Below are 19687 nucleotides of genomic sequence, written 5' to 3'. Positions count from 1 at the left end.
CCCTTTTATTTTTCTAAATAGCGCTTAATTTTCAGTGGGTAATCTCACATTACCAGCCAAATACCCCGCCTTGAAATCCTTGTAATTCGTCTGGAATCATCAGATCACCGCCGTGGTCACCTCCGCACTTCGGATTACTTATTTCTATCCGAATGGATGAATGCCAATAATTCTCATTAAAAAATTACAATAAAAAACTTAAAATTTTTTTCGCGAGTACCTAAAAAGAGAGGTGATTCGCATTTTATTGAAAGAAAACTACGTACAATCCAGAAGTTAAAGTACTCGTAGCTAGGTGTTCAACTGCTCAGTAACACCAAAAAATGACGATAATAACGACATTTTCATCCAGGGATTTGGGTGTTTTATAGAAAAATAACCAATAAAAAGGGAATAAAACCTAGCAGTTTGACTTGCATCAAGCCTGAATTTTTTTCATAGAGCAAAATCGTGCCCAGCAAATCTATCCCTAAGGAGGCAGATGTGGATATTATCAAGACCGATGTGGCCATCATCGGTGCTGGCGGTACCGGCTTACGCGCCGCTATCGCTATAGCCGAATCACAGCCAGACCTGGACATCGCCCTGATTTCCAAGGTTTACCCGATGCGCAGCCACACGGTTGCTGCCGAAGGCGGCGCCGCCGGTGTCGTCCGTGATGACGACTCCCTCGAAAACCACTTCAACGACACCGTCTCCGGTGGTGACTGGCTGTGCGAGCAGGACGTAGTGGAATACTTCGTCAACAACGCAACCAAAGAGATGATCCAGCTGGAGCACTGGGGTTGCCCATGGAGCCGCAAGCCGGATGGTAAAGCCAACGTGCGTCCGTTTGGTGGCATGAAGGTTCCGCGTACCTGGTTCGCCGCAGACAAGTCCGGTTTCCATATTCTGCACACCCTGTTCCAGACCTCCGTCAAATACCCGAGCATCAAGCGCTTCGACGAGCATTTCTGCCTTGATCTGATCGTGGACGACGACCGTGTCCAGGGCGTACTGACCTTCGACATCCAGAACGGTATCACCCGCTTCATCCAGGCCAAATCCGTGATCGTGGCAACCGGCGGCGCTGGCCGTGTCTATCGCTACAACACCAACGGTGGCATCGTCACCGGCGACGGCATGGCACTGGCCTACCGTCACGGCGTACCGCTGCGTGATATGGAGTTCGTCCAGTATCACCCGACCGGTCTGCCGGGCACCGGCATCCTGATGACCGAAGGTTGTCGTGGTGAGGGTGGCGTCCTGCTGAACAAGGATGGCTACCGCTACCTGCAAGACTACGGCTTGGGCCCGGAAACGCCGATCGGCCAGCCGAAGAGCAAATACATGGAGCTGGGTCCGCGCGACCGCGTTTCCCAGGCATTCTGGCAAGAGCAGCAGAAAGGCCGCGTCATTCAGGGCCCGATGGGCGATGTGGTTCACCTCGACCTGCGTCACCTTGGCGAGAAGTACCTGAAAGAGCGTCTGCCGTTCATCTGCGAACTGGCCAAAGCCTACGTCAACGTGGATCCGGCCAAAGAGCCTATCCCGGTACGTCCAACTGCCCACTACACCATGGGTGGTATCGAGACAGACAACAAGTGTGCCACCCGTCTGCCCGGCCTCTACGCCGCGGGCGAATGTGCCTCCGTCGGTCTGCACGGTGCCAACCGTCTGGGTTCCAACTCCCTGTCCGAGATCGTGGTATTCGGCAAGCTGGCTGGTGAACAGGCCGGTGAATTTGCCAAGACTCAGAAGCATGGCAATACCGAAGCCCTGGCCGCCAAGGCCGAGGCGCTCATCAAGCAGCACCTCTCCCTGATGGACGTAGACGGTACCGAAAACCCGGCCGATATCCGCAACGAGCTGGGCATGTCCATGGAAGCCGGCGTCGGTATCTACCGTACCGAAGAGCTGATGCAGGGCACCATCGACAAGATCAACGAGCTGAAAGCCCGTTACAAAAAGGTCAAGATCAACGACAAGTCCTCTGTCTTCAACACCGATCTGCTGTACGCCATCGAACTGGGTTACATGCTGGACGTGGCTGAAGCCATGGCGCACTCCGCCATCAATCGTAAAGAGTCCCGCGGTTCCCACCAGCGTCTGGATGGTTACGAAGAGCGCGATGACGTGAACTTCCTCAAGCACACGCTCTCGTTCTACAAAAATGGCGAAACGCCCTCCATCGATTACTCCGATGTGAAGATCACTAAGTCCCAGCCGGCAAAACGCGTGTACGGCTCCGAGGGTGAGAAACAAGACGAGGCTAAGAAGAATGGCTGAGATGATTGAAATTGAGATCCTGCGCTACCGTCCGGAACAGGATAACGAGCCCTGGATGCAAACCTTCCAGGTGCCATACCAGAGAGAGATGTCTCTGCTGGACGCCCTGCAGTACATCAAGGATCACCTGGACTCTACCCTGAGCTTCCGCTGGTCCTGCCGGATGGCGATCTGCGGCTCTTGCGGCATGATGGTCAACGGTGTGCCCAAGCTGGGTTGCAAGGCGTTCCTGCGCGACTATCTGCCGGGCAAGATGACCGTCGAGCCGCTCAACAACTTCCCGATCGAGCGCGATCTGGTGGTCGACATGTCCGACTTCATCGAGAAGCTGGAGAGCATCAAGCCCTACATCATCCCGAGCGAGCCGCGCAGCCTGTGTGATGGCGAGTACATCCAGACTCCGGCCCAGATGGCGCAGTACAAGCAGTTCTCCCAGTGCATCAACTGTGGTCTCTGCTACGCGGCCTGCCCGCAGTACGGCATCAACAAGAAGTTCACCGGTCCGGCGGCACTGGCTCTGGCCTATCGCTACAACGTCGACAACCGTGATGCCGGCGCCAAAGAGCGTATGCGCATCATCAGCCAGGACGAAGGCGTCTGGGGCTGTACCTTCGTGGGCTACTGCTCCGAAGTGTGCCCGAAGGGCGTCGATCCGGCGGCGGCCATCCAGCTTGGCAAGGTCGAAAGCGCCAAGGACTACATGATCGCCATGTTCAAGCCAGATTGAGAGCAGGATTGAGACCATGAACAACACTGATAGCAAACGTAAACCTTACGTCCGCGAAATGAAGAAAGACTGGTGGCTGAAGAACGCCTTCTACACCGGTTACATGATCCGTGAAGGCACCAGTATCTTCGTCTCCATCTACGCCGTTGTGCTGATGTGGGGCCTGATGCGCCTGGTTCAGGGTCAGGAAGCGTTCAACGGCTGGCTGGAATCTCTGCAAAGCCCGATCGCCATCCTGTTCCATGTCGTCGCTCTGGCGGCGTGCCTGTTCCATGCCAAAACCTGGTTCGCCCTGGCGCCGAAAGCCATGCGTATCTTCCGTGGTGAAGACCTGGTACCGGAGAAGCCGATCGTTCTCGCCCAGTATGTGGCGCTGGCGGTGGTGTCCCTGCTTGTCCTGATCATCGTGGCCTGAGGAGAAAACAATGAGACGTTCTGACGAACCAATTTACTGGGGTCTGTTTGGTGCGGGTGGCATGGTCGTTGCCATGCTGCTGCCGGTCATTGTCCTCATCACCGGTCTGCTGGTGCCCATGGGCATCATGGACGTGGAAACCATGAGCTATGACCGCGTGCACGCGTTCGCCAGCTCCTGGTGGGGTGCCTGCATCCTGCTGGTGATCATCGCCCTGCCAGTCTGGCACGGCATGCACCGTATCTACCACGGTCTGCACGATCTGGGGATCCACACCACCAAGCTGCACCACTATGTGTTCTATGGCTTTGCCTTCCTGGTATCTGCCATTAGTGTCGGCCTGCTGATGGTACTGGTACTCCAGTAATCACATCTGACTGATTGACCAAACCGGGCCTCGTGCCCGGTTTTTTATTGCCCCGCTATCCCGCCCCTGCTTTTTATTCACTCAAACAATTCGATAAAAACCAGATTATCGTCCAAGCATATGGCGATCATAGTCACATAACCCCAATACATTCGTCATTTGTAGCAAACCATTTTGACCACCATCAATTTAGTGACATCTATATCAATTATAATTATTCAGATTAAATAATTATTCATATGGAGCTAGCTAATGACAGACAAAACACGCTCGGTGAGCATAGGCAGTTACCTGGCACTGGCCTTCGCCGTGGTCTTCTTCTCCGGACTGTTGCAATCCGGCGAGTGGTACGGGGTATTCGATTTCACCACGCTGAACGGCTCGTTCGGCACCATGGTCCAGAGCGTCAGCGAGAATGGTGACGGCATCAAGACCGCCATGACCGACATGCGCGGCAAGGGGGGCAACGGGGCGAGAGACGGCTTTCTGTTCGCCCTGACCCTGATCCCCACCGTGATGTTCGCCCTCGGCATGATCAATGTGCTGGAACACTACGGCGCGCTGGAAGCGGCCCGCAAGTTGCTGACCCCGCTGCTGCGCCCGCTGATGGGGATCCCGGGCAACACCGGCCTCGCCCTTATTGCCTCCCTGCAGAGTACCGATGCCGGTGCCGCCATGACCCGTCAGCTCAAGGATGAAGGGCTCATCACCAAGCGTGAAACCGACGTATTCACCATGTTCCAGTTCTCCGCTGGTGCCACCATCGTCAACTTCTTCTCCTCCGGCGCCGTGCTGTTCACCCTGACACTGGCAGATGGTAGCCCGGCGGTCAGCTCCTCCATCGGTCTGGCTGTCATCGTGATGTTCGCCTTCAAATTTGTCGGGGCCAACCTGTTCCGGGTCTACCTCAATATGAGCGAAGGCAAGCAGACCGATAACAACACCCAGCAGACCCTCAACACTCAGGAGCAAGCCAAATGAGCCAGGCCAACATCAAGAAACCCATCGTCACCGATATCTTCGTCGAAGGGGCCAAGAAGGGCTGGGTCATCGCCACCACCTCCACCGTACCCAACGTACTGATGGCCTTCGTCATCATCAAGGCGCTGCAGATCACCGGCGCGCTGGATGCCATGGGCGCCATTTTCTCCCCCGTCATGGCCATCTTCGGGTTGCCCGGTGAGGCGGCAGCCGTGCTGATCGGCGCCTGGATGTCGATGGGCGGTGCAGTCGGTGTGGTCATCACCCTGTTCGATCAGGGGATCCTCAACGGCACCCACATCGCCATTCTGGCGCCAGCCATCTACCTGATGGGATCCCAGGTGCAGTACATGGGCCGCATCCTCGGCTGCATCGGTACCGAAGGGCGTTACATCCCCATCATGGTCGCCATCTCGGTACTCAACGCCTTCGGCGCCATGTTGGTGATGAACATCCTTCTCTGACCCGAACCTGATAGTGGAGCAAGCAATGACTTTTTCTCTGGATCAATACCTGACCGAACTGGCCCCGCTGATCAATCTGGATTGCGGATCCCTGCACCAGCCGGGCATTGCGGCAGTGGCCGACCTGATGGCCGCAAAATATGAGGCGATGGGCGGCTGGCAGATCAAGCGGGTCGACTGTGGAGCCGCGGGGGTGGGGCTGGAGATCCGCAACCAGCCCGAAGCGGCGCAGATCGATGTAATGCTGATCGGCCATATGGATACCGTCTTCCCCCTCGGCACCGCCGCCGCCCGCCCGATGAGCGTAGATGGTGAGCGCGCTTACGGCCCCGGCGTCTCCGACATGAAATCCGGCCTGCTCAACATCGTCTATGCCCTGCGTGAACTGCCCCGCGAGGTGCGCGATCGCCTGAGCATCTGCGTCTGCATGAACCCGGATGAGGAGATCGGCTCCCTGCACTCCAGCGACTGGCTGGCAACGGTGGCCAAAGAGGCAAAACAGGTGCTGGTGGCCGAAGCGGCCCGCGCCGATGGCTCGCTGGTCAAGGCGCGCAAGGGGATGGCCCGTTATCGCATCGATTTCACTGGCAAGGCGGCTCACGCGGGCAACGAACCGAAGAAGGGGCGCAGCGCCATCACCGAGCTGGGCCACTGGATCCTGTCCATCAACGCCCTGACCAACTTCGATAGCGGCACCACCCTCAACATCGGCATTGTCGAGGGGGGCAACGGCGCCAACATAGTGCCAGCCCATGCCAGCGCCGTGGTGGATGTCCGTTTCTGGGACAATCAGGAGTACCACCAGATCAACGATCATCTGCTGACCCTGGCCGAGCGGCCGCATCTGAACGGCGTCACCATCCAGCTGACCCGCGAGGCCCACAAACCGGCCATGGTGCCGTCAGAGGGCACCCAGGCACTGATGCAGCTGGTGGAGGAGTGTGGCGCCGAACTGGGGCTGCCGATCAGCTGGCAGGAGGTGGGGGGCGGCTCTGATGCCAACCTGACCGCCGCCCTCGGCATCCCCACTCTGGATGGCCTGGGCCCCATCGGGGCCGGTTTCCACAGTGACGAGGAGTATCTGGATCTGGCCAGCATTGCCCCGCGCATCGAGTTGCTGGTGAAGGTACTGACCCGTCTGGCGGCCTGACAGCCTCTCACGTAAAAAAGGGCCAGCCGGTTTGCACCGGCTGGCCCTCTGTTTATCTGCTCCCCCTGAATGACAGCAACCCTTCGCTATTACTCCATCGGCGGCAAGAAGCGGCGCATCACCTCATCCGTATGCCCCCCTTCCTGAAATGCCACCAGCGACTGATTGAGGATGTTCACCAGCTGGTGACCGCGGGGGGAGCCCTTGCTCACCAGCAGATAGAATCCCTTGCGGCTGGGCAGGGCGAGATTGAGCAACCCGCTCTCGCTGCGGTAGATGCCAAGGCTGATGCCTGCCACCATAGGTTCGATTTCGCTCGGCAGAAAGTCGCAGCGATCCCGCTCCAGCATATCGAGCGCCTGCTGCAACTGTTTGACCCGGCGTGGCTCCTGCGCAAGCCCGTAGGGGGTGTAGTTGTAGCCAATCACCCCGCACACCCGGGAACGATTGACCGTCTGCAGATCCGGCGGTTCGGGGTAGCGGCGCTTGAGATAGAAGAAACCGAGGTGGGTGTAGTAGAGGGGAACACTGTAGAAGGCAAACTCGGCCCGCTCCGGCTTGTAGCTGGCATCCCAGGTCAGCTCGCACAGACCATTCTGGCGATAATCCGCCAGCTCCTGCTGCACCCGCGCCCAGGGCAGATAGCGGATCTGGTGCGAGAGCCCGCTCTGTTGCAATGCATCGAGCACCAGCGTCGTCGCCGAACCGGTCAGGCGGCTGGTATCGGGCACACCGTCCTTGCGCTCCCAGTAGGTAAAGGGGGCCCACTCGTTGCCCTCCCCCAGACAGATCTTCACTGGTGGCTCTTGCCCCCATAGCGCGGGGGACAAGATGGCCATCGCCAATCCCGCCCACCATGTTGCCACTCGTTTCATCTCCCGCTCCCGGACTGTTGATCCCTCTTGCAGCTTAGCCCAGAAGGGATTTTGCTCACTTTGCAGGGGCGCTTTCATGCCACAACGCCAGCAAATTGGCCGGAATGGCACCATAACGAAGCTGCGGCGTCTGGTGCCAGTCAGCCAACTTTTGCAGGGCTTTCGCCAGATCCTGTGCAAGCGTGCGGGTCACTCTCACACCAGCTTCCAGATAGAGGCTCTTGATCTCGAAGATCCCCTGCTGGCGATGGGCCTTGGCATCCATCCTGCCCACCAGCTTGCCACGATGGAGCAAGGGCAACACGAAGTAACCGTATTGGCGCTTGGGGGACGGGGTATAACACTCGATGCGATAGTCGAAGTTGAACAGATCCTTGGCTCGCTTGCGATCCCACACCAGCGGGTCAAACGGCGACAAGGCGGTGGTATGGGTTGCCTTGAGGGTGCCCGCCTGTGCCCTTGCCAGCTCATCGGCCAGCGAGGCGTGCACAAAGGCGCCGTGCTGCCCCCCCTCCACTCGTACCGGCAACAGTTCACCCTCGTCCGCCAGTTGATGGAGCAAGGCGTCATATTTGCCGCGCCGCAGCCGGTAGTAGTCCGCAACCCAGCCAGTTTTGACCAGCCCCAGCGCCCGGCAGCTGGCGCGCACCATATCCCGCTGCGCCTGCTCAACGCTCGGCAGATCCCGCTGGTCGCTCCAATCGGGGATGACCCGTTCGGCCAGGTCATAGACACGCTGAAAGTTGCGCCGCTCCCGCACCATCAGCTGACCGGTGGTAAACAATACCTCCAGATGGCGCTTCTCCGGTTTCCAGTCCCACCAGCCATTGCTCTTCCCCTCTTTGCGCTCAAAATCGGCCGCCCGGACCGGGCCATGCTGGCGAATACGCTCGATAAGCTGGCCAATATCCTGCTGATGGGTGGCAAGCCAGTTGGCCGAAAACTTCCAGCCCATGGCGGCAGGGTCGAGCATCCGGTGGCGCAGCAATCGGTAATCCTCGCGGGGCACAAAGCAGGCCTCGTGGGCCCAATATTCGAAGATCTCGCCGTCAGCCAGCAGCTGCTCCAACCAACGCGGTTCATACTGGCCAAGCCGGCTAAAGAGCACCAGATAGGGGCTGCGCGCCACCACCGAGATGGTATCGATCTGCAGCAGCGCCATGCGGCGAATGGTGGCCAGCAGATCAGCCGGGGTCGCCTTGCTGCGACAGGGGGCGAGCAGCCCTTGCGCCGCCAGTTGCAGATGACGGGCATCTTGCAGTGACAAATGGGTAATCGACATCAACAACCGCTCCCTGGTATCTGACCATCGCGCGCCCGGCGGATGGCCAACAAAACCGGGGGAGGTCCCATGCGGGCATGCCTCCCCTCCCTGTGTGCCAGCGCCGCTATGAGTGGGCCGGGGGCAAGACCAGCTGATTGACCACCAGCATGATCTCTTGATAAGTGGCCTCTACCGTCTCGGGGGTCGGCTCCAGAATGAGGTCATCGGCATAGCCGTTGATGAGGGAGGTGATCTGACGCGCCAGTCGCTTGGCATCGCCCGCCACAAACTCGCCGCTGTCGATCCCCTTTTGCAGGATCTGCTCCAGCACCTCGCGCCACGCCAGAATGATTTTGCGGTAGCTCTCGGCAAACACAGGGTCGCGCAGTGACTCGTTCCAGGCATCCAGATAGATGGCCCAGGAGGCATCCTGACTGGTCGGCAGGTTGTCTCGCACAAAGAGCGGCAACGCTTCGCGGGCCGGCAGCGGCAACAGCCACTCCCGCTGCTCGGCTATCTCATGACTGGTGAAGCGCTCCACGGCGCAGAGACAGAGCTCTTTCCAATCCTTGAAGTAGTGGTAGACGTGGCTGCGCGCCAGACCGGTGCGCTCGGCAATATCACGGGTTGACGATGCCGCCATCCCCTTCTCTCGAAACAGGGCCAGTACGGCCTCGATGATCATCTCTTTGCGCTGTTCTGCTGATGGGCGTGCCATCTGACCTCCTGCGATATCAATCGATCTGCTTGACTTTGAGCAGTCGCTCAAACAAACTTTGAGCACTCGCTCAAACTTAGCGTTTCCGACATCTTAGGAGATAACCCATGACAACACCAACCACTTCGGCAGCCAGTTGCGACGAGCAGGCCACGCCGTTGCCACACTCGGCCGGTCGTTCGCTGGGGGCGATTGCGCGGGCCAATCCTCTCAAGCTGGCGGGCACCTTCTCGCTGGTGGCCCTCGAAAACATCCTGCTGGTGGTCTATCCCCTGTTCGCCGGCTTTGCCATCGACGCCATCGTCAAGGGCCAGTGGCTGCAGGCTTCAAGCTACGCCCTCATCGTGCTGCTGTTCTGGCTGATCGGCGCCCTGCGCCGGGCGGTAGATACCCGCACCTTTACCCATATCTATGCGGCACTGGCGGTGCCGGTGATCCTGACCCAGCGCCAGCAGCGGGAGGGGCAATCCACCATAGTGGCGCGGGTCACCCTGGCGCGGGAGTTTGTCGACTTCTTCGAGAAACATATCCCGATCCTGGCCACCAGCCTGATCTCCATCGTCGGGGCGGCTGTGATGCTGATGGTGATCGAGTTCTGGGTCGGCATCGCCTGCATGGGGATATTGCTGCTGTTCGGCCTGCTGCTGCCCGGCTTTTCGCGCAAGAACCAGCGGCTGCACGAGCGGCTCAACGATCGGCTGGAACACGAGGTCAAGCTGGTCACTCATGCCCAGTCAGCCAGCCTCGCCCGCCACTACCGCACGCTGGCCTGGATCCGCATCCGGATTTCGGATCGGGAGGCGCTCGCTTTTCTGGCGGTCGGCATCAGCGCCTCCCTGCTGTTCCTGCTGGCCATCACCATGCTGATGGCTCAGCCCCAGGTCTCGGCAGGCCATGTCTATGCTGTGATGACCTACCTCTGGAACTTTGTCACCAGCCTGGATGAGGGGCCCGGTCTTGCCGATCAGCTGGCCCGGCTGCGAGACATAGGCCGCCGGGTCAACACCGCCCAACCCGATGAAATGATTTGATATTTTGTATCTGTAACCGGAGTAGAAGATGAATCCGACCACCCTTTGCCAACGAGCGTTGACCATGTGCATCAGCTGTTTTTTCCTCGCCGCCTGCGGCCCCAAGATGAGCGACTTTGAGCCCAACACCAGCTACTGGTTCAAAGAGAAACCGGCAGAGGAGAGCGCCCCGCTGGCACAAGACATGAAGGTGGATATCGCCATCATAGGTGGCGGCTACAGCGGCCTCTCCAGCGCCTGGCATCTGGCCAAGGCCAATCCGTCGCTCAAGATCGCCATCTTCGAAGCCAAGCAGGTGGGCAGCGGTGCCTCGGGCCGCAACGGCGGCATGGTATTGCCGGGCTCCGAGGTGATGGACCTCTACGAAGAGGGGGAAGCGAGCAAGCGCCACTACGATCTCACCGTCGCCAGCATGCGCAAGCTGCAGGCGCTGGTCGCCTCAACCGGCGTCGAGGCCGACCTCAAGCTCGATGGCTATGTGGAGGCGATCCTCGATGAGGAGGATATCGCCGAGTACCGCGACTATGTGAAAACCGCCAATCGCCTCGGTATCCCGCTCCAGTACTGGAACGCCGATACCACAGAGGAAAAACTCGGCACCGATCGCTACGTGGGGGCGGTCTACGACCCCAATGGCGGTCAGGTACACGCCATGAAACTGGTCAATGCCCTGCGCAAGGCGGTGGAGCAGGCGGGCGTCGCCATCTACGAGCAGAGCCCGGTAATGGGGATCAAGGAGGGCAAGCAGATCGAGCTCAATGTGGCCGACAAGTACAAGGTGACCGCCGACAGCATAGTGCTGGCAACCAACGGCTACACCTCCAAGCTTGGCTACTTCAGCGGCCGGGTCTTTCCGGTGCACGCCCAGAGCGCCGTGACCGAGCCGCTCACCAAAAAACAGCTGGCCGCCATCCAGTGGCAGAGTCGGGTGCCCTACTACGACACCCGCAACATCCTGTTCCATCTGGTATTGACCCCGGATAACCGCATCGTCATCGGTGGCGGCAATGCCGAGTACGTCTTCAACGACGGCCTCAACTACAAAGGCGATCTTAACCGGGTCAGCGAGATGATGATGACCGAGCTGGTGACCCTCTATCCGGCCCTCAAGGGGATCAAATTTGAGCAGGTGTGGGACGGGGTACTCGGCATGACCGGTGACAGCACCGAAGCAGTGGGGGTAATGGGGGATCACAAGAACATCTACTACGCCCTCGGCTACAATGGCCACGGCATCAACCTCTCCTTCCTGTTTGGCGACATCGTGGCCAGCCTCTATCAAGGCAAGGAGCACCCCTGGTTCAACCACGCGGAGCAGAGTCTGCCGATGTGGCTGCCACCAGAGCCGTTCAAGTCAATCGGCGTCAAATCTGCCCTGATGTACTACCAGTGGCAGGACAAGGGCTACAAGGAGTAGCGCCGGGCGAACCCGACGAGTAACAGACGAAGGCACGCCTCAGGGCGTGCCTTTTTGCAATACCGCCACATCGGCGTGGGGGAAGCTGAGCTCGGCCTGCCAGCTGGCGGCCAACACCTGAAACGATGCCTCGGCAAAGAAGACGATGTGGGTCGGGTCGTGGCGATAGCGCCAGTTTTTAAACCGCTCGTCACTGAGCACCCGCTGGGTCTGCAGCACCAGCAGGCCGCCTGGCTTGAGGCAATCCCACAACTGGGCCAGCACCGCGCGCGGCTCGGCGATATGCTCGATCACCTCGGTACTGGTGATGAAGTCATACTGACACATCAGCAACTCTGGAAAATCGGCGTAGAACTTGTCATACCCCACCATCTGGTAACCCGCCTCACGCCCCATCGCCACCAGCGCCGGGCCCGGGCCACAGCCAAAATCGAGACCACTGGCAGGTAGCGGCACCCGCGCCAGCACTTCGCCAAAAGCCCGCATCAAAAAAGTGCGATAACGGGGATCATCCACCCGATTGTCGTGACCGTCATAGACCGCCTTCTCCGCCGCCTCATCCAGATGATCCGCCTCATCCAGCCAGACTAGCTCGCACGCGAAGCAGCGATGATAGCGCTTGCCCGCCACCGGCAGGGGATAACTGCGATGGCTGGCACACAGGGGGCAGCGGACGGTGGATGACATGGCGGTTCCTCTTGGGGGCTTCCTGTTGGATAACAGCGGCGCAGATTGCCTGCCCGCTGCCTCGCTGACAACTTTTTTTGCTCCTTAAGGGTTTCTTAAGTTTGCCCTTTTACTCTCAAACCATCGCAAGAGAAGGAGTCACCCATGACCATCGAGATCCAGGCCCCCTACCGATTGCTGCTAGCCAAGTCCCCGCAGCAGGTCATGGCGCTGCAAGCCTATATCCAGGCCGCCTACACCCTCGAGTTCAACGCCCGCATCCCCCATTTTCTCCCCTGCCTGCTGGGGCTATATCGGGCGGACGGGACGCTGGTCGGTGCCTGTGGTCTCAATCATGCCAGTGAGGGGCCTCTCTATCTGGAACAGTATCTGGAGCAACCCATCGAGGCCGCCATCAATACCCGCCTCGGGGTCTATCCGGTACGCAACCGCATTATCGAAGTGGGCAATCTGGCCTGCAGCGAACCGGGCAATGCCCGCCTGATGTTCGCGGCCCTGTGTCGTCTGCTGTGTGAAAACGCCCTCGACTACGTGGTCTTTACCGGCACCGCCAAGCTGCGCAACAGCTTTGCCCGCCTGCAACTCAACCCGGTAGAGCTGGCCCCCGCACAGGCCCATCAGGTGGGGGCCGATGCCGACGCCTGGGGTGAGTACTACCGTTGCCAACCCAAGGTGATGGTGGGCGACATCAATCAGGGGCGCGAGGTGCTGGCCCAGCGCAGCCTGCTGCTCAATCTGCTGGCCCCCATGCCGACCCTGTTTGACGAGACCAGCAAGAGCAGTGATAACCAGACCCATCAAAAAAGGTGCGCCCAATGAGCCTGTTCGACGCCATCGCCAAACATGCCCGCGAGAATCCGCAATCCCCTGCGCTGCTGAGCAGCCAGCAGCGTCTCGATTACCAGACCCTGTGGCAACAGATCCAGCGTCTGGCCAGCCAGCTGCAACAGCTCGACATCAGCCGTCTGGCGCTGCAACTGGACAACGGCCTGCCCTGGGCGCTGCTGGATCTCGCCTGCACCCGCGCCGGTATCGTGGTCATTCCGGTGCCCCACTTCTTCAGTCAGGCCCAGCAGGCCTGGTTGCTGGAGAGCAGTGGCGCCGATGCGCTGGTGGGCCCATATCATCAGGGGTGGCAGGCCGCCGAGCCGCTCTCGCTGATCACCGGCGAGCTGCCGCTCTGGCGCCATACCCCGGCCAATCGACCGGCGCTGCCCAAGGGCACCGCCAAGATCACCTACACCTCCGGCACCACGGGCCAGCCCAAGGGCGTCTGCCTGTCACTGACCCAGATGATGGCGGTGAGCCATGCGCTGGCCAAGCGAGTCGCGCCAGCCAAGGTGGAAAAACACCTGACCCTGCTGCCGCTGGCCACCCTGCTTGAGAACATCACCGGCCTCTATGTGCCGCTGCTGACCGGCGCCTGCAGCCGCATTCCGTCCCTCGGGGAGCTCGGTTTCACCGGATCCAGTTCGCTCAATCCAGCCATGCTGGGGGAAGCCCTGCTGCGCTGGCCGACCCACAGTCTGGTGCTGGTGCCCGAACTGCTGCGCCTGCTGCTGGCGCTCTGCACCAGCACACCGACGCTGGCTCAGCAGCTCAAGAGCCTGCGCTTTATTGCCGTCGGTGGCGGCAAGGTGGCCCCCGACCTGATCAAACACGCCCGTCAGCTCGGACTGCCGGTATATGAAGGTTATGGCCTCTCGGAGTGTGGCTCCGTGGTGGCGCTCAACAGCCTGGATGCTGACAAGCACGGCAGCGTCGGCCGCCCCCTGCCCCACTGTCAGGTCACCATCGCCAGCGACGGCGAAATTATGGTGAGCGGCAGTGCCATGCTGGGGTATCTCGGCAGCAACGCACCAACTCCCGAACAGATCGCCACCGGCGATCTGGGCCACCTCGATGAAGAAGGCTACCTCCATATCACCGGGCGCAAGAAGAATGTCCAGATAACCGCCTTTGGCCGCAACTTCTCGCCAGAGTGGGTGGAAGCCGAGGCCCAGCTCTGCCCTGCCATCGCCCGCATCGTGGTGTTTGGCGATGGTCAGCCCGCCAACGTGGCGCTGATCCAGCCCCTGCCGGGCAAAGAGGCGGATCTGCCCCGCCAGATCGCAGGTCTGAACCAGCGGCTGCCCGATTACGCCCAGCTGCACCACTGGTTGCCGGTGGCACTGGATCAACATCCCGGACTGCTGACCGCCAACGGGCGCCCCCGTCGCAACGAGATTTACCAACACTTTTCCCGGCAAATCAGCCAATGCCTTACAGGAGAATCGTCATGAGCTTCTACCAGACTCTGCAACAAGCCACTGCCAGTGAGCGTGAGCATCTGTTCAACGCCCCCATTATCGAAGCCTGTCGCCGTGGCGATATCAGCCGTGACACCTATCTCGCCTTTCTGGCGCAGGCTTACTACCACGTGCGCCACACAGTTCCGCTCCTGATGGCAACCGGCGGCAAGCTGGGTCAGGAGTACGAGTGGGTGCGCGGGGCCATTGCCGAATACATCGACGAGGAGTATGGCCATCAGGAGTGGATCTTAAGCGATATCCGCGCCTGTGGCGGTGATGCCGAGGCGGTGCGCCACGGCCAGCCCGGGCAGCCCATCGAGCTGATGGTCGCCTTCCTCTACGACCAGATCCAGCGCGGCAACCCCATGGGCTTCTTCGGCATGGTGCAGGTGCTGGAAGGCACCAGCGTCGCCATCGCCCTCACCGTCGCCGACCAGCTGAAAAAGGGTCTCGGCCTGCCACCCCAGGCGATGAGCTACCTGAGCTCCCACGGCGCCCTGGATCAGGAGCACCTCAAATTCTTTGAATCCTTGATGGATCGGGTCGAGAGTCCGGCGGATCAAGCCGCCATCATCCACGGGGCCAAGGTGGTTTATCGCCTCTATGGCGAGATGCTCTACAACCTCACCGCCACACCGTAAGTCGGCAGCAGACAGCAAAAGGGAATCCATACCATGAACCTTGAAGGGAAACTCGTGCTGCTCACCGGCGCCAGCGGTGGTATAGGTGAAGAGCTGGCGCAGGAGCTGGCCGCCCAGGGGGCCCACCTGCTGCTGCACGGACGTCGCGGCCCGGCACTGGAGCGGCTGTGCAAGTCACTGCCCCACCCCGAGCGCCATCAGGTAGTGCTCGCCGACCTCGGCTCTGCGCAGGAGCGGGCCAAGCTGTTGCAACACCCTACGCTGGAGGACGGGATCGACATCCTGATCAACAACGCTGGCTGCAACCAGTTTGCCTGGCTGGAAGATCAGAGCTTCGAACAGGTGGAGCGCCAGCTGCTGCTCAATATCGAGGCGCCCATCCAGCTCACCCGTGCCCTGCTGCCAACCATGCGCAAGCCGGGGATCATCATGAACATGGGCTCGAGCCTGGGCAGCATCGGCTACCCCGGTTACAGCGTCTACTGCGCCAGCAAATTTGCCCTGCGCGGCTTTAGCGAAGCGCTGGGACGAGAGCTGGAGGGGAGCGGCATCAAGGTGCTGCACTTTGCCCCCCGCGCCACCCGCACCAAGCTCAACTCCGAGGCCGCTTACGAGATGAATGCAGCGCTCGGCACCCAGACCGACAGCCCGCAGGAAGTGGCCGAAGAGGCGGTCATCGCCCTGTGCAACGAAACCCGCCGCAGCTGGCTCGGCTGGCCGGAAAAACTGTTCGTGCAGCTCAATGCCCTGCTGCCCGGCATCGTCGACAAGGCGCTGGCCAGACAGCTGCCGATCATCAAACGTTATGCCCGTCATCTTCAGCCAGGGACGGCAGATGCCAGCGCAAACAGTGCGCCACAACCAGACTTGTCCCGCCCGATCCCGACCAAGAAGGAGCATTAATATGAACTTTTTCCATCAATCAGTGACCTCTTGTGCCATCGCCATCCTGCTGGGATCCACCTCAGTCATGGCCGCGGATGATGCCCTCGTCCCCATCCAGCAACAGTGGGCCGTCTGCCAGTATCAACAGAGCGGCAAGGCGAAAGAGAGCTGCCTCGAAACCCTGAGCACCCAGGCCGAAGCGGCCAGCGCCAAGGAGCCTTTTCGCGCCGATCTGCTGATCTGGTCTGCCATCGTCAAGAGCACCTGGGCGGGGGCCAAAGGGGGGCTGGGGGCACTGGGTCTGGTGAAAGAGGCCAAGGCCAAGCTGGAGCTGGCACTCAAACAGGATCCCAAGGCGCTAGACGGCTCCGCTTACACCAGTCTGGGCTCCCTCTACTATCAGGTGCCCGGCTGGCCAGTCGGCTTTGGCGATGACGAAAAGGCAGAACAGCTGCTCAAGCAGGCGCTGGCCATCAATCCCGATGGCATCGACCCCAACTTCTTCTATGGCGACTTCCTGCTGGATCAGGGTCGCAAGGCCGAGGCCAAAACCTACCTCGACAAGGCGCTGGCCGCCCCGGCTCGCCCGGGTCGCGAAGTGGCCGACGAAGGGCGCAGAATGGAGATCCGCGATCGGCTGGCCAAGCTATAAAACCCTGATGGATCAAAGAACTATTTAAACTCTGCCCACCAGCTTGCATACTGGTGGGCAGGGTTGTTTATGCCACGGCACGCCCTGGCGCTGAGCCAGATCGCCACACCCAACAAACAGGGAGAAAAGAATGCGGATCCTGCTGGTGGAAGATGATGTGATGCTGGGGGATGGTATGCAGGATGCACTGCGCCATAGCGGCTACACGGTGGACTGGCTGCAACAGGGGTTGCCCGCTCTGGCAGCCCTCAAGAGCGACGATTTCGCCGCCCTGATCCTCGATCTCAATCTGCCCGACATCGATGGCCTCAGCCTGCTGCGCAAGTTGCGGCGAGATGGCCACCAGCTGCCGGTGCTGATCCTCACCGCCCGCGATGCGCTGGACGATCGGGTGGTCGGCCTCGATGCCGGCTCCGACGACTACATGGTCAAGCCCTTCGCCCTGCAGGAGCTCAACGCCCGCCTGCGCGCCCTGGTTCGCCGCAGCAAGGGGCAGGCTCAGGCGGTACTGGAGTATGGCGACATCCTCATCTATCCCGAATCCCAGCAGGTCACCTATAAGGGGGAAGCGGTCAAACTCACCCCCCATGAATACAAGTTGCTGCAGGAGCTGATCAGCCAGAGCGGCCGGGTGCTGAGCAAGGATCAGCTGCAACAGAGCCTCTACGGCTGGGATGAAGGGGCCGAGAGCAACGCGGTAGAGGTGCATATCCACCATCTGCGCAAGAAGTTCTACAGCGACCTCATCCGCAATATTCGCGGGGTCGGCTACATCATTCCCCAGCTCGAACAGCCAAGCCGGACACCCGCACGATGAAACGTCCCCGCTCCATTCGCCGCTTTCTGCTCACCGGTATCCTGACGCTGGTGAGCCTGAGTCTTACCATCAGCGCCTTTATCGGCTACATGGAGGCGAGCCACGAAATGGAGGAGCTGTTTGATGCCCGCCTCGCCCAGTCGGCCCGCATCACCAATCAGCTGCTTGCTCGCTACATGGCCCAGCAGGGGCAACTGCCCGCCAACGGCACCGTCTATCAGGAGTGGGAGGCGCAAAATCCCGATGAGTGGCAAAAAGACCCCAGTCTCAACCTGACCGGCGAGGATCGGGAGATCACCCCCTACGGCCACGAGTTCGAACGCAATCTCTACTTCCAGCTGCTCGATGAAAAGGGCGGCTTGCTGCTGCGCGCCCCCAGCGCCCCGGATCAGCCGCTGGTCACCCTGGCCATCGGCTTCGACACGGTCGAAAAAGATAATCACCAGTGGCGCACCTTCACTCTCTACAACCAGCAGGAGCAGACCTGGCTGGTGGTGGCCGAGCGGGACGACGAGCGCAGCGAACTGGCCAGCAAGATGGCCACCCTCACCATGCTGCCGCTGCTGATCACCCTGCCCTTCCTGCTGGCCCTGCTCTGGTGGCTCATCACCCGCGGGCTGGCCCCCCTGCGTCAGCTGGCCCAGGCCATCAGTGAACGTCACCCCGCCAACCTGAGCCCGCTCAGCCTCAAGATAAGCGCTCAGGAGCTGACCCCCCTCACCAACGAGATCAACCGGCTGATGCAGGCGCTGGCGGAGACCATAGAGCGGGAGAAACAGTTTACCAACGAGGCGGCCCACGAGCTGCGCACCCCGCTGGCGGTGCTGCGGATCCACAGTGAAAATGCCCTGGCTGCCGAAGATGAAGTGAGCCGCCAGCAATCCCTGCACAAGATGCTGCAGGCCCTCGACCGCAGCGATCGGCTGATCCGCCAACTGCTGACCCAGGCTCGTATCGACAACCAACAGGGGCTGGTATTGACCGAGCTGGAGGTGGGCCACCTGCTGCAAGGCACCCTGGCAACGCTTGCTCCCATAGCGCTCAAGAAGGATCAGCAACTGTCGCTGGAGTGTGAATTGCCGCAGCTGGTGATGGGGCAGGCCACCCTGCTCGAACTGCTGTTCAGCAACCTGATCGACAATGCGCTGCGCTACACCCAGCCGGAGGGCGAGATCAGGGTGCGGGTTCAGCGAGAGGGCAACCGAGTGAGGGTGGATGTAAGTGACAACGGCCCCGGCATTCCCGCCAGCGCCTTGCCCCGGCTGTATGAACGCTTCTTTCGGGTCAATCCCCAGCAGGGGGATGGCGTGGGTCTCGGCATGGCCATTGTTTCGCGCATCGCCCAGTTGCACGGTGCCGACCTCGATGTCCACAACAGGCCGGAAGGGGGGCTGGAGGTGAGTGTGCTGCTCCCGCTGCCGCCGGCAAGATAAGTAAAGAGCCCGCGATGCGGGCTGTTTGCTATCAATGACAATTTGGCTGCACGGTAAAGGTTCGACCGGCATCCACCGGGCCGAGATCCGCCAGCAGGCGACGGCCAAGCAGCATCGGATAGATCATGTCGCTGCGATCCCGCAGGGTGAACCACTCCTCGTACACCTTGTCCCCCAGACAGATGGACATGGTGACGGTCGGCCGCTGCTCGATGCCCCCGGCGCCGCGGATGGTCACGCTTTGCTCCACCGGACGCTCGAACTGCTGCTTGACTCGCTCACCGCTGTCGGCGTCGGTCACATCCAGCATGAAGCGCACCCAGGGTTTGCCATCCCGTTTGAAGTGGACGAGGGAGCGCGCATCAAGAGAGGAGGTGAGCGCACCGGTATCGAGTTTCATCTTCACCGCCACACCGATCGGCATGATGAGCCCCTTCTCAACCCAGCCATAGCTGGTCGAGGTCTCTGCCAGCACACTGCCACACAGTGCCAGCATCAGGGTGATCCCCACCATCATCTTGCCCATTTTACTGCCCTGCCTTGTCAATCCTGCGCCCAGATCTACCACAGTCCTATTGTGGGTCAATCCGATTTATTTCAGCTA

21 protein-coding genes are annotated in these 19687 nt (G+C 60.4%); 16 read left to right on the top strand and 5 right to left on the bottom strand.

The window, feature by feature from the left end; genetic code table 11:
• Positions 1-483 precede the first annotated feature (483 nt).
• The 7 genes from frdA (at position 484) to OKC31_RS05070 (ending at position 6372) form a co-directional block, all read left to right on the top strand.
• Positions 484-2268, top strand: coding sequence for a fumarate reductase (quinol) flavoprotein subunit (frdA, locus tag OKC31_RS05100; RefSeq protein ID WP_270656434.1), 1785 nt, complete (start codon positions 484-486; stop codon positions 2266-2268).
• Complete coding sequence (locus OKC31_RS05095) at positions 2261-2995, top strand: succinate dehydrogenase/fumarate reductase iron-sulfur subunit (RefSeq protein ID WP_005335057.1); 735 nt, start codon at positions 2261-2263, stop codon at positions 2993-2995. The genes frdA and OKC31_RS05095 overlap by 8 nt, the downstream gene beginning before the upstream one ends.
• A 16-nt stretch (positions 2996-3011) precedes the next feature.
• Positions 3012-3410, top strand: coding sequence for a hypothetical protein (locus OKC31_RS05090; protein ID WP_005335058.1), 399 nt, complete (start codon positions 3012-3014; stop codon positions 3408-3410).
• A 10-nt stretch (positions 3411-3420) separates the two neighbouring features.
• Positions 3421-3777 carry a fumarate reductase subunit FrdD gene (gene frdD, locus OKC31_RS05085; protein ID WP_005335059.1) on the top strand — a complete coding sequence of 119 codons (357 nt, stop codon included), beginning with the start codon at positions 3421-3423 and terminating at the stop codon, positions 3775-3777.
• A 252-nt stretch (positions 3778-4029) separates the two neighbouring features.
• On the top strand, positions 4030-4758 hold the full coding sequence (locus tag OKC31_RS05080; RefSeq protein ID WP_005335061.1) for a nucleoside recognition domain-containing protein: 729 nt from the start codon (positions 4030-4032) through the stop codon (positions 4756-4758).
• On the top strand, positions 4755-5222 hold the full coding sequence (locus tag OKC31_RS05075; RefSeq protein ID WP_005335063.1) for a YjiG family protein: 468 nt from the start codon (positions 4755-4757) through the stop codon (positions 5220-5222). The genes OKC31_RS05080 and OKC31_RS05075 overlap by 4 nt, the downstream gene beginning before the upstream one ends.
• Positions 5223-5247: 25 nt before the next feature.
• Positions 5248-6372 carry a M20 family metallopeptidase gene (locus tag OKC31_RS05070; protein WP_270656431.1) on the top strand — a complete coding sequence of 375 codons (1125 nt, stop codon included), beginning with the start codon at positions 5248-5250 and terminating at the stop codon, positions 6370-6372.
• Positions 6373-6461: 89 nt separating this feature from the next.
• Here OKC31_RS05070 and OKC31_RS05065 read toward each other — a convergent pair whose 3' ends face one another.
• The 3 genes from OKC31_RS05065 to OKC31_RS05055 form a co-directional block, all read right to left on the bottom strand.
• Positions 6462-7211 carry a substrate-binding periplasmic protein gene (locus OKC31_RS05065; RefSeq protein WP_247824205.1) on the bottom strand — a complete coding sequence of 250 codons (750 nt, stop codon included), beginning with the start codon at positions 7209-7211 and terminating at the stop codon, positions 6462-6464.
• Positions 7212-7302: 91 nt separating this feature from the next.
• A complete protein-coding gene (locus OKC31_RS05060) occupies positions 7303-8529 on the bottom strand; it encodes a winged helix-turn-helix domain-containing protein (protein WP_270656429.1) in 1227 nt (408 codons plus the stop codon).
• Between the two features lie 106 nt (positions 8530-8635).
• Entirely contained in the window at positions 8636-9229 is a 594-nt protein-coding gene (locus OKC31_RS05055; RefSeq protein WP_247823293.1) for a TetR/AcrR family transcriptional regulator, read from the bottom strand.
• 107 nt (positions 9230-9336) lie between these two features.
• On the opposite strand from OKC31_RS05055, the gene OKC31_RS05050 reads away from it, so the two are divergent.
• Together OKC31_RS05050 and OKC31_RS05045 are read left to right on the top strand one after the other, a co-directional pair.
• A complete protein-coding gene (locus OKC31_RS05050) occupies positions 9337-10260 on the top strand; it encodes an ABC transporter six-transmembrane domain-containing protein (RefSeq protein ID WP_247823294.1) in 924 nt (307 codons plus the stop codon).
• A gap of 28 nt (positions 10261-10288) precedes the next feature.
• On the top strand, positions 10289-11677 hold the full coding sequence (locus OKC31_RS05045; protein ID WP_247823295.1) for an NAD(P)/FAD-dependent oxidoreductase: 1389 nt from the start codon (positions 10289-10291) through the stop codon (positions 11675-11677).
• Between the two features lie 39 nt (positions 11678-11716).
• Here the strand turns inward: OKC31_RS05045 and OKC31_RS05040 are convergent, their stop codons facing one another.
• Positions 11717-12364, bottom strand: a complete 648-nt coding sequence (locus OKC31_RS05040; RefSeq protein WP_236376116.1) for a class I SAM-dependent methyltransferase — start codon at positions 12362-12364, stop codon at positions 11717-11719.
• 144 nt (positions 12365-12508) lie between these two features.
• Between OKC31_RS05040 and OKC31_RS05035 the strand changes: the two genes are divergently transcribed.
• The 7 genes from OKC31_RS05035 (at position 12509) to OKC31_RS05005 (ending at position 19083) form a co-directional block, all read left to right on the top strand.
• Positions 12509-13183: a thermostable hemolysin gene (locus OKC31_RS05035; RefSeq protein WP_270656428.1), complete on the top strand. Its 675-nt coding sequence runs from the start codon at positions 12509-12511 to the stop codon at positions 13181-13183.
• Complete coding sequence (locus OKC31_RS05030) at positions 13180-14646, top strand: AMP-dependent synthetase/ligase (protein ID WP_270656425.1); 1467 nt, start codon at positions 13180-13182, stop codon at positions 14644-14646. The genes OKC31_RS05035 and OKC31_RS05030 overlap by 4 nt, the downstream gene beginning before the upstream one ends.
• Positions 14643-15296, top strand: coding sequence for a TenA family transcriptional regulator (locus OKC31_RS05025; RefSeq protein ID WP_270656424.1), 654 nt, complete (start codon positions 14643-14645; stop codon positions 15294-15296). Before OKC31_RS05030 ends, OKC31_RS05025 begins: the two co-directional genes overlap by 4 nt.
• Before the next feature lie 33 nt (positions 15297-15329).
• The gene (locus OKC31_RS05020) at positions 15330-16199 is read left to right on the top strand and encodes an SDR family oxidoreductase (RefSeq protein ID WP_270656422.1); all 870 of its coding nucleotides are present in this window, start codon (positions 15330-15332) and stop codon (positions 16197-16199) included.
• A 1-nt stretch (position 16200) separates the two neighbouring features.
• Positions 16201-16833 (top strand): tetratricopeptide repeat protein, encoded by a 633-nt coding sequence (locus tag OKC31_RS05015; protein WP_407707116.1) that lies wholly within the window; start codon positions 16201-16203, stop codon positions 16831-16833.
• Between the two features lie 130 nt (positions 16834-16963).
• Positions 16964-17650 (top strand): response regulator, encoded by a 687-nt coding sequence (locus OKC31_RS05010; RefSeq protein ID WP_270656420.1) that lies wholly within the window; start codon positions 16964-16966, stop codon positions 17648-17650.
• Positions 17647-19083 (top strand): ATP-binding protein, encoded by a 1437-nt coding sequence (locus OKC31_RS05005; protein ID WP_270656418.1) that lies wholly within the window; start codon positions 17647-17649, stop codon positions 19081-19083. Before OKC31_RS05010 ends, OKC31_RS05005 begins: the two co-directional genes overlap by 4 nt.
• A gap of 31 nt (positions 19084-19114) precedes the next feature.
• On the opposite strand, the gene rloA3 is transcribed toward OKC31_RS05005, so the two are convergent.
• A complete protein-coding gene (rloA3, locus tag OKC31_RS05000; protein WP_270656416.1) occupies positions 19115-19609 on the bottom strand; it encodes a retropepsin-like aspartic peptidase RloA3 in 495 nt (164 codons plus the stop codon).
• Positions 19610-19687 lie beyond the last annotated feature (78 nt).

Origin of the sequence: Aeromonas sp. Y293-4 (assembly GCF_027705905.1) — a bacterium.
In the GTDB taxonomy this organism is placed as follows: Bacteria; Pseudomonadota; Gammaproteobacteria; order Enterobacterales; family Aeromonadaceae; genus Aeromonas; species Aeromonas veronii.
The sequence above is the reverse complement of the archived record's forward strand: the minus strand, read 5'-3'. Positions and strand labels throughout refer to the sequence as shown.

Coding starts and splice junctions, on each gene's coding strand:
- OKC31_RS05095 (WP_005335057.1), top strand. CDS start 2,261: ATGGCTGAGATGATTGAAATTGAGATCCTGCGCTACCGTCCGGAACAG.
- OKC31_RS05090 (WP_005335058.1), top strand. CDS start 3,012: ATGAACAACACTGATAGCAAACGTAAACCTTACGTCCGCGAAATGAAG.
- frdD (WP_005335059.1), top strand. CDS start 3,421: ATGAGACGTTCTGACGAACCAATTTACTGGGGTCTGTTTGGTGCGGGT.
- OKC31_RS05080 (WP_005335061.1), top strand. CDS start 4,030: ATGACAGACAAAACACGCTCGGTGAGCATAGGCAGTTACCTGGCACTG.
- OKC31_RS05075 (WP_005335063.1), top strand. CDS start 4,755: ATGAGCCAGGCCAACATCAAGAAACCCATCGTCACCGATATCTTCGTC.
- OKC31_RS05070 (WP_270656431.1), top strand. CDS start 5,248: ATGACTTTTTCTCTGGATCAATACCTGACCGAACTGGCCCCGCTGATC.
- OKC31_RS05065 (WP_247824205.1), bottom strand. CDS start 7,211: ATGGCCATCTTGTCCCCCGCGCTATGGGGGCAAGAGCCACCAGTGAAG.
- OKC31_RS05060 (WP_270656429.1), bottom strand. CDS start 8,529: ATGTCGATTACCCATTTGTCACTGCAAGATGCCCGTCATCTGCAACTG.
- OKC31_RS05055 (WP_247823293.1), bottom strand. CDS start 9,229: ATGGCACGCCCATCAGCAGAACAGCGCAAAGAGATGATCATCGAGGCC.
- OKC31_RS05050 (WP_247823294.1), top strand. CDS start 9,337: ATGACAACACCAACCACTTCGGCAGCCAGTTGCGACGAGCAGGCCACG.
- OKC31_RS05045 (WP_247823295.1), top strand. CDS start 10,289: ATGAATCCGACCACCCTTTGCCAACGAGCGTTGACCATGTGCATCAGC.
- OKC31_RS05040 (WP_236376116.1), bottom strand. CDS start 12,364: ATGTCATCCACCGTCCGCTGCCCCCTGTGTGCCAGCCATCGCAGTTAT.
- OKC31_RS05035 (WP_270656428.1), top strand. CDS start 12,509: ATGACCATCGAGATCCAGGCCCCCTACCGATTGCTGCTAGCCAAGTCC.
- OKC31_RS05030 (WP_270656425.1), top strand. CDS start 13,180: ATGAGCCTGTTCGACGCCATCGCCAAACATGCCCGCGAGAATCCGCAA.
- OKC31_RS05025 (WP_270656424.1), top strand. CDS start 14,643: ATGAGCTTCTACCAGACTCTGCAACAAGCCACTGCCAGTGAGCGTGAG.
- OKC31_RS05020 (WP_270656422.1), top strand. CDS start 15,330: ATGAACCTTGAAGGGAAACTCGTGCTGCTCACCGGCGCCAGCGGTGGT.
- OKC31_RS05015 (WP_407707116.1), top strand. CDS start 16,201: ATGAACTTTTTCCATCAATCAGTGACCTCTTGTGCCATCGCCATCCTG.
- OKC31_RS05010 (WP_270656420.1), top strand. CDS start 16,964: ATGCGGATCCTGCTGGTGGAAGATGATGTGATGCTGGGGGATGGTATG.
- OKC31_RS05005 (WP_270656418.1), top strand. CDS start 17,647: ATGAAACGTCCCCGCTCCATTCGCCGCTTTCTGCTCACCGGTATCCTG.
- rloA3 (WP_270656416.1), bottom strand. CDS start 19,609: ATGGGCAAGATGATGGTGGGGATCACCCTGATGCTGGCACTGTGTGGC.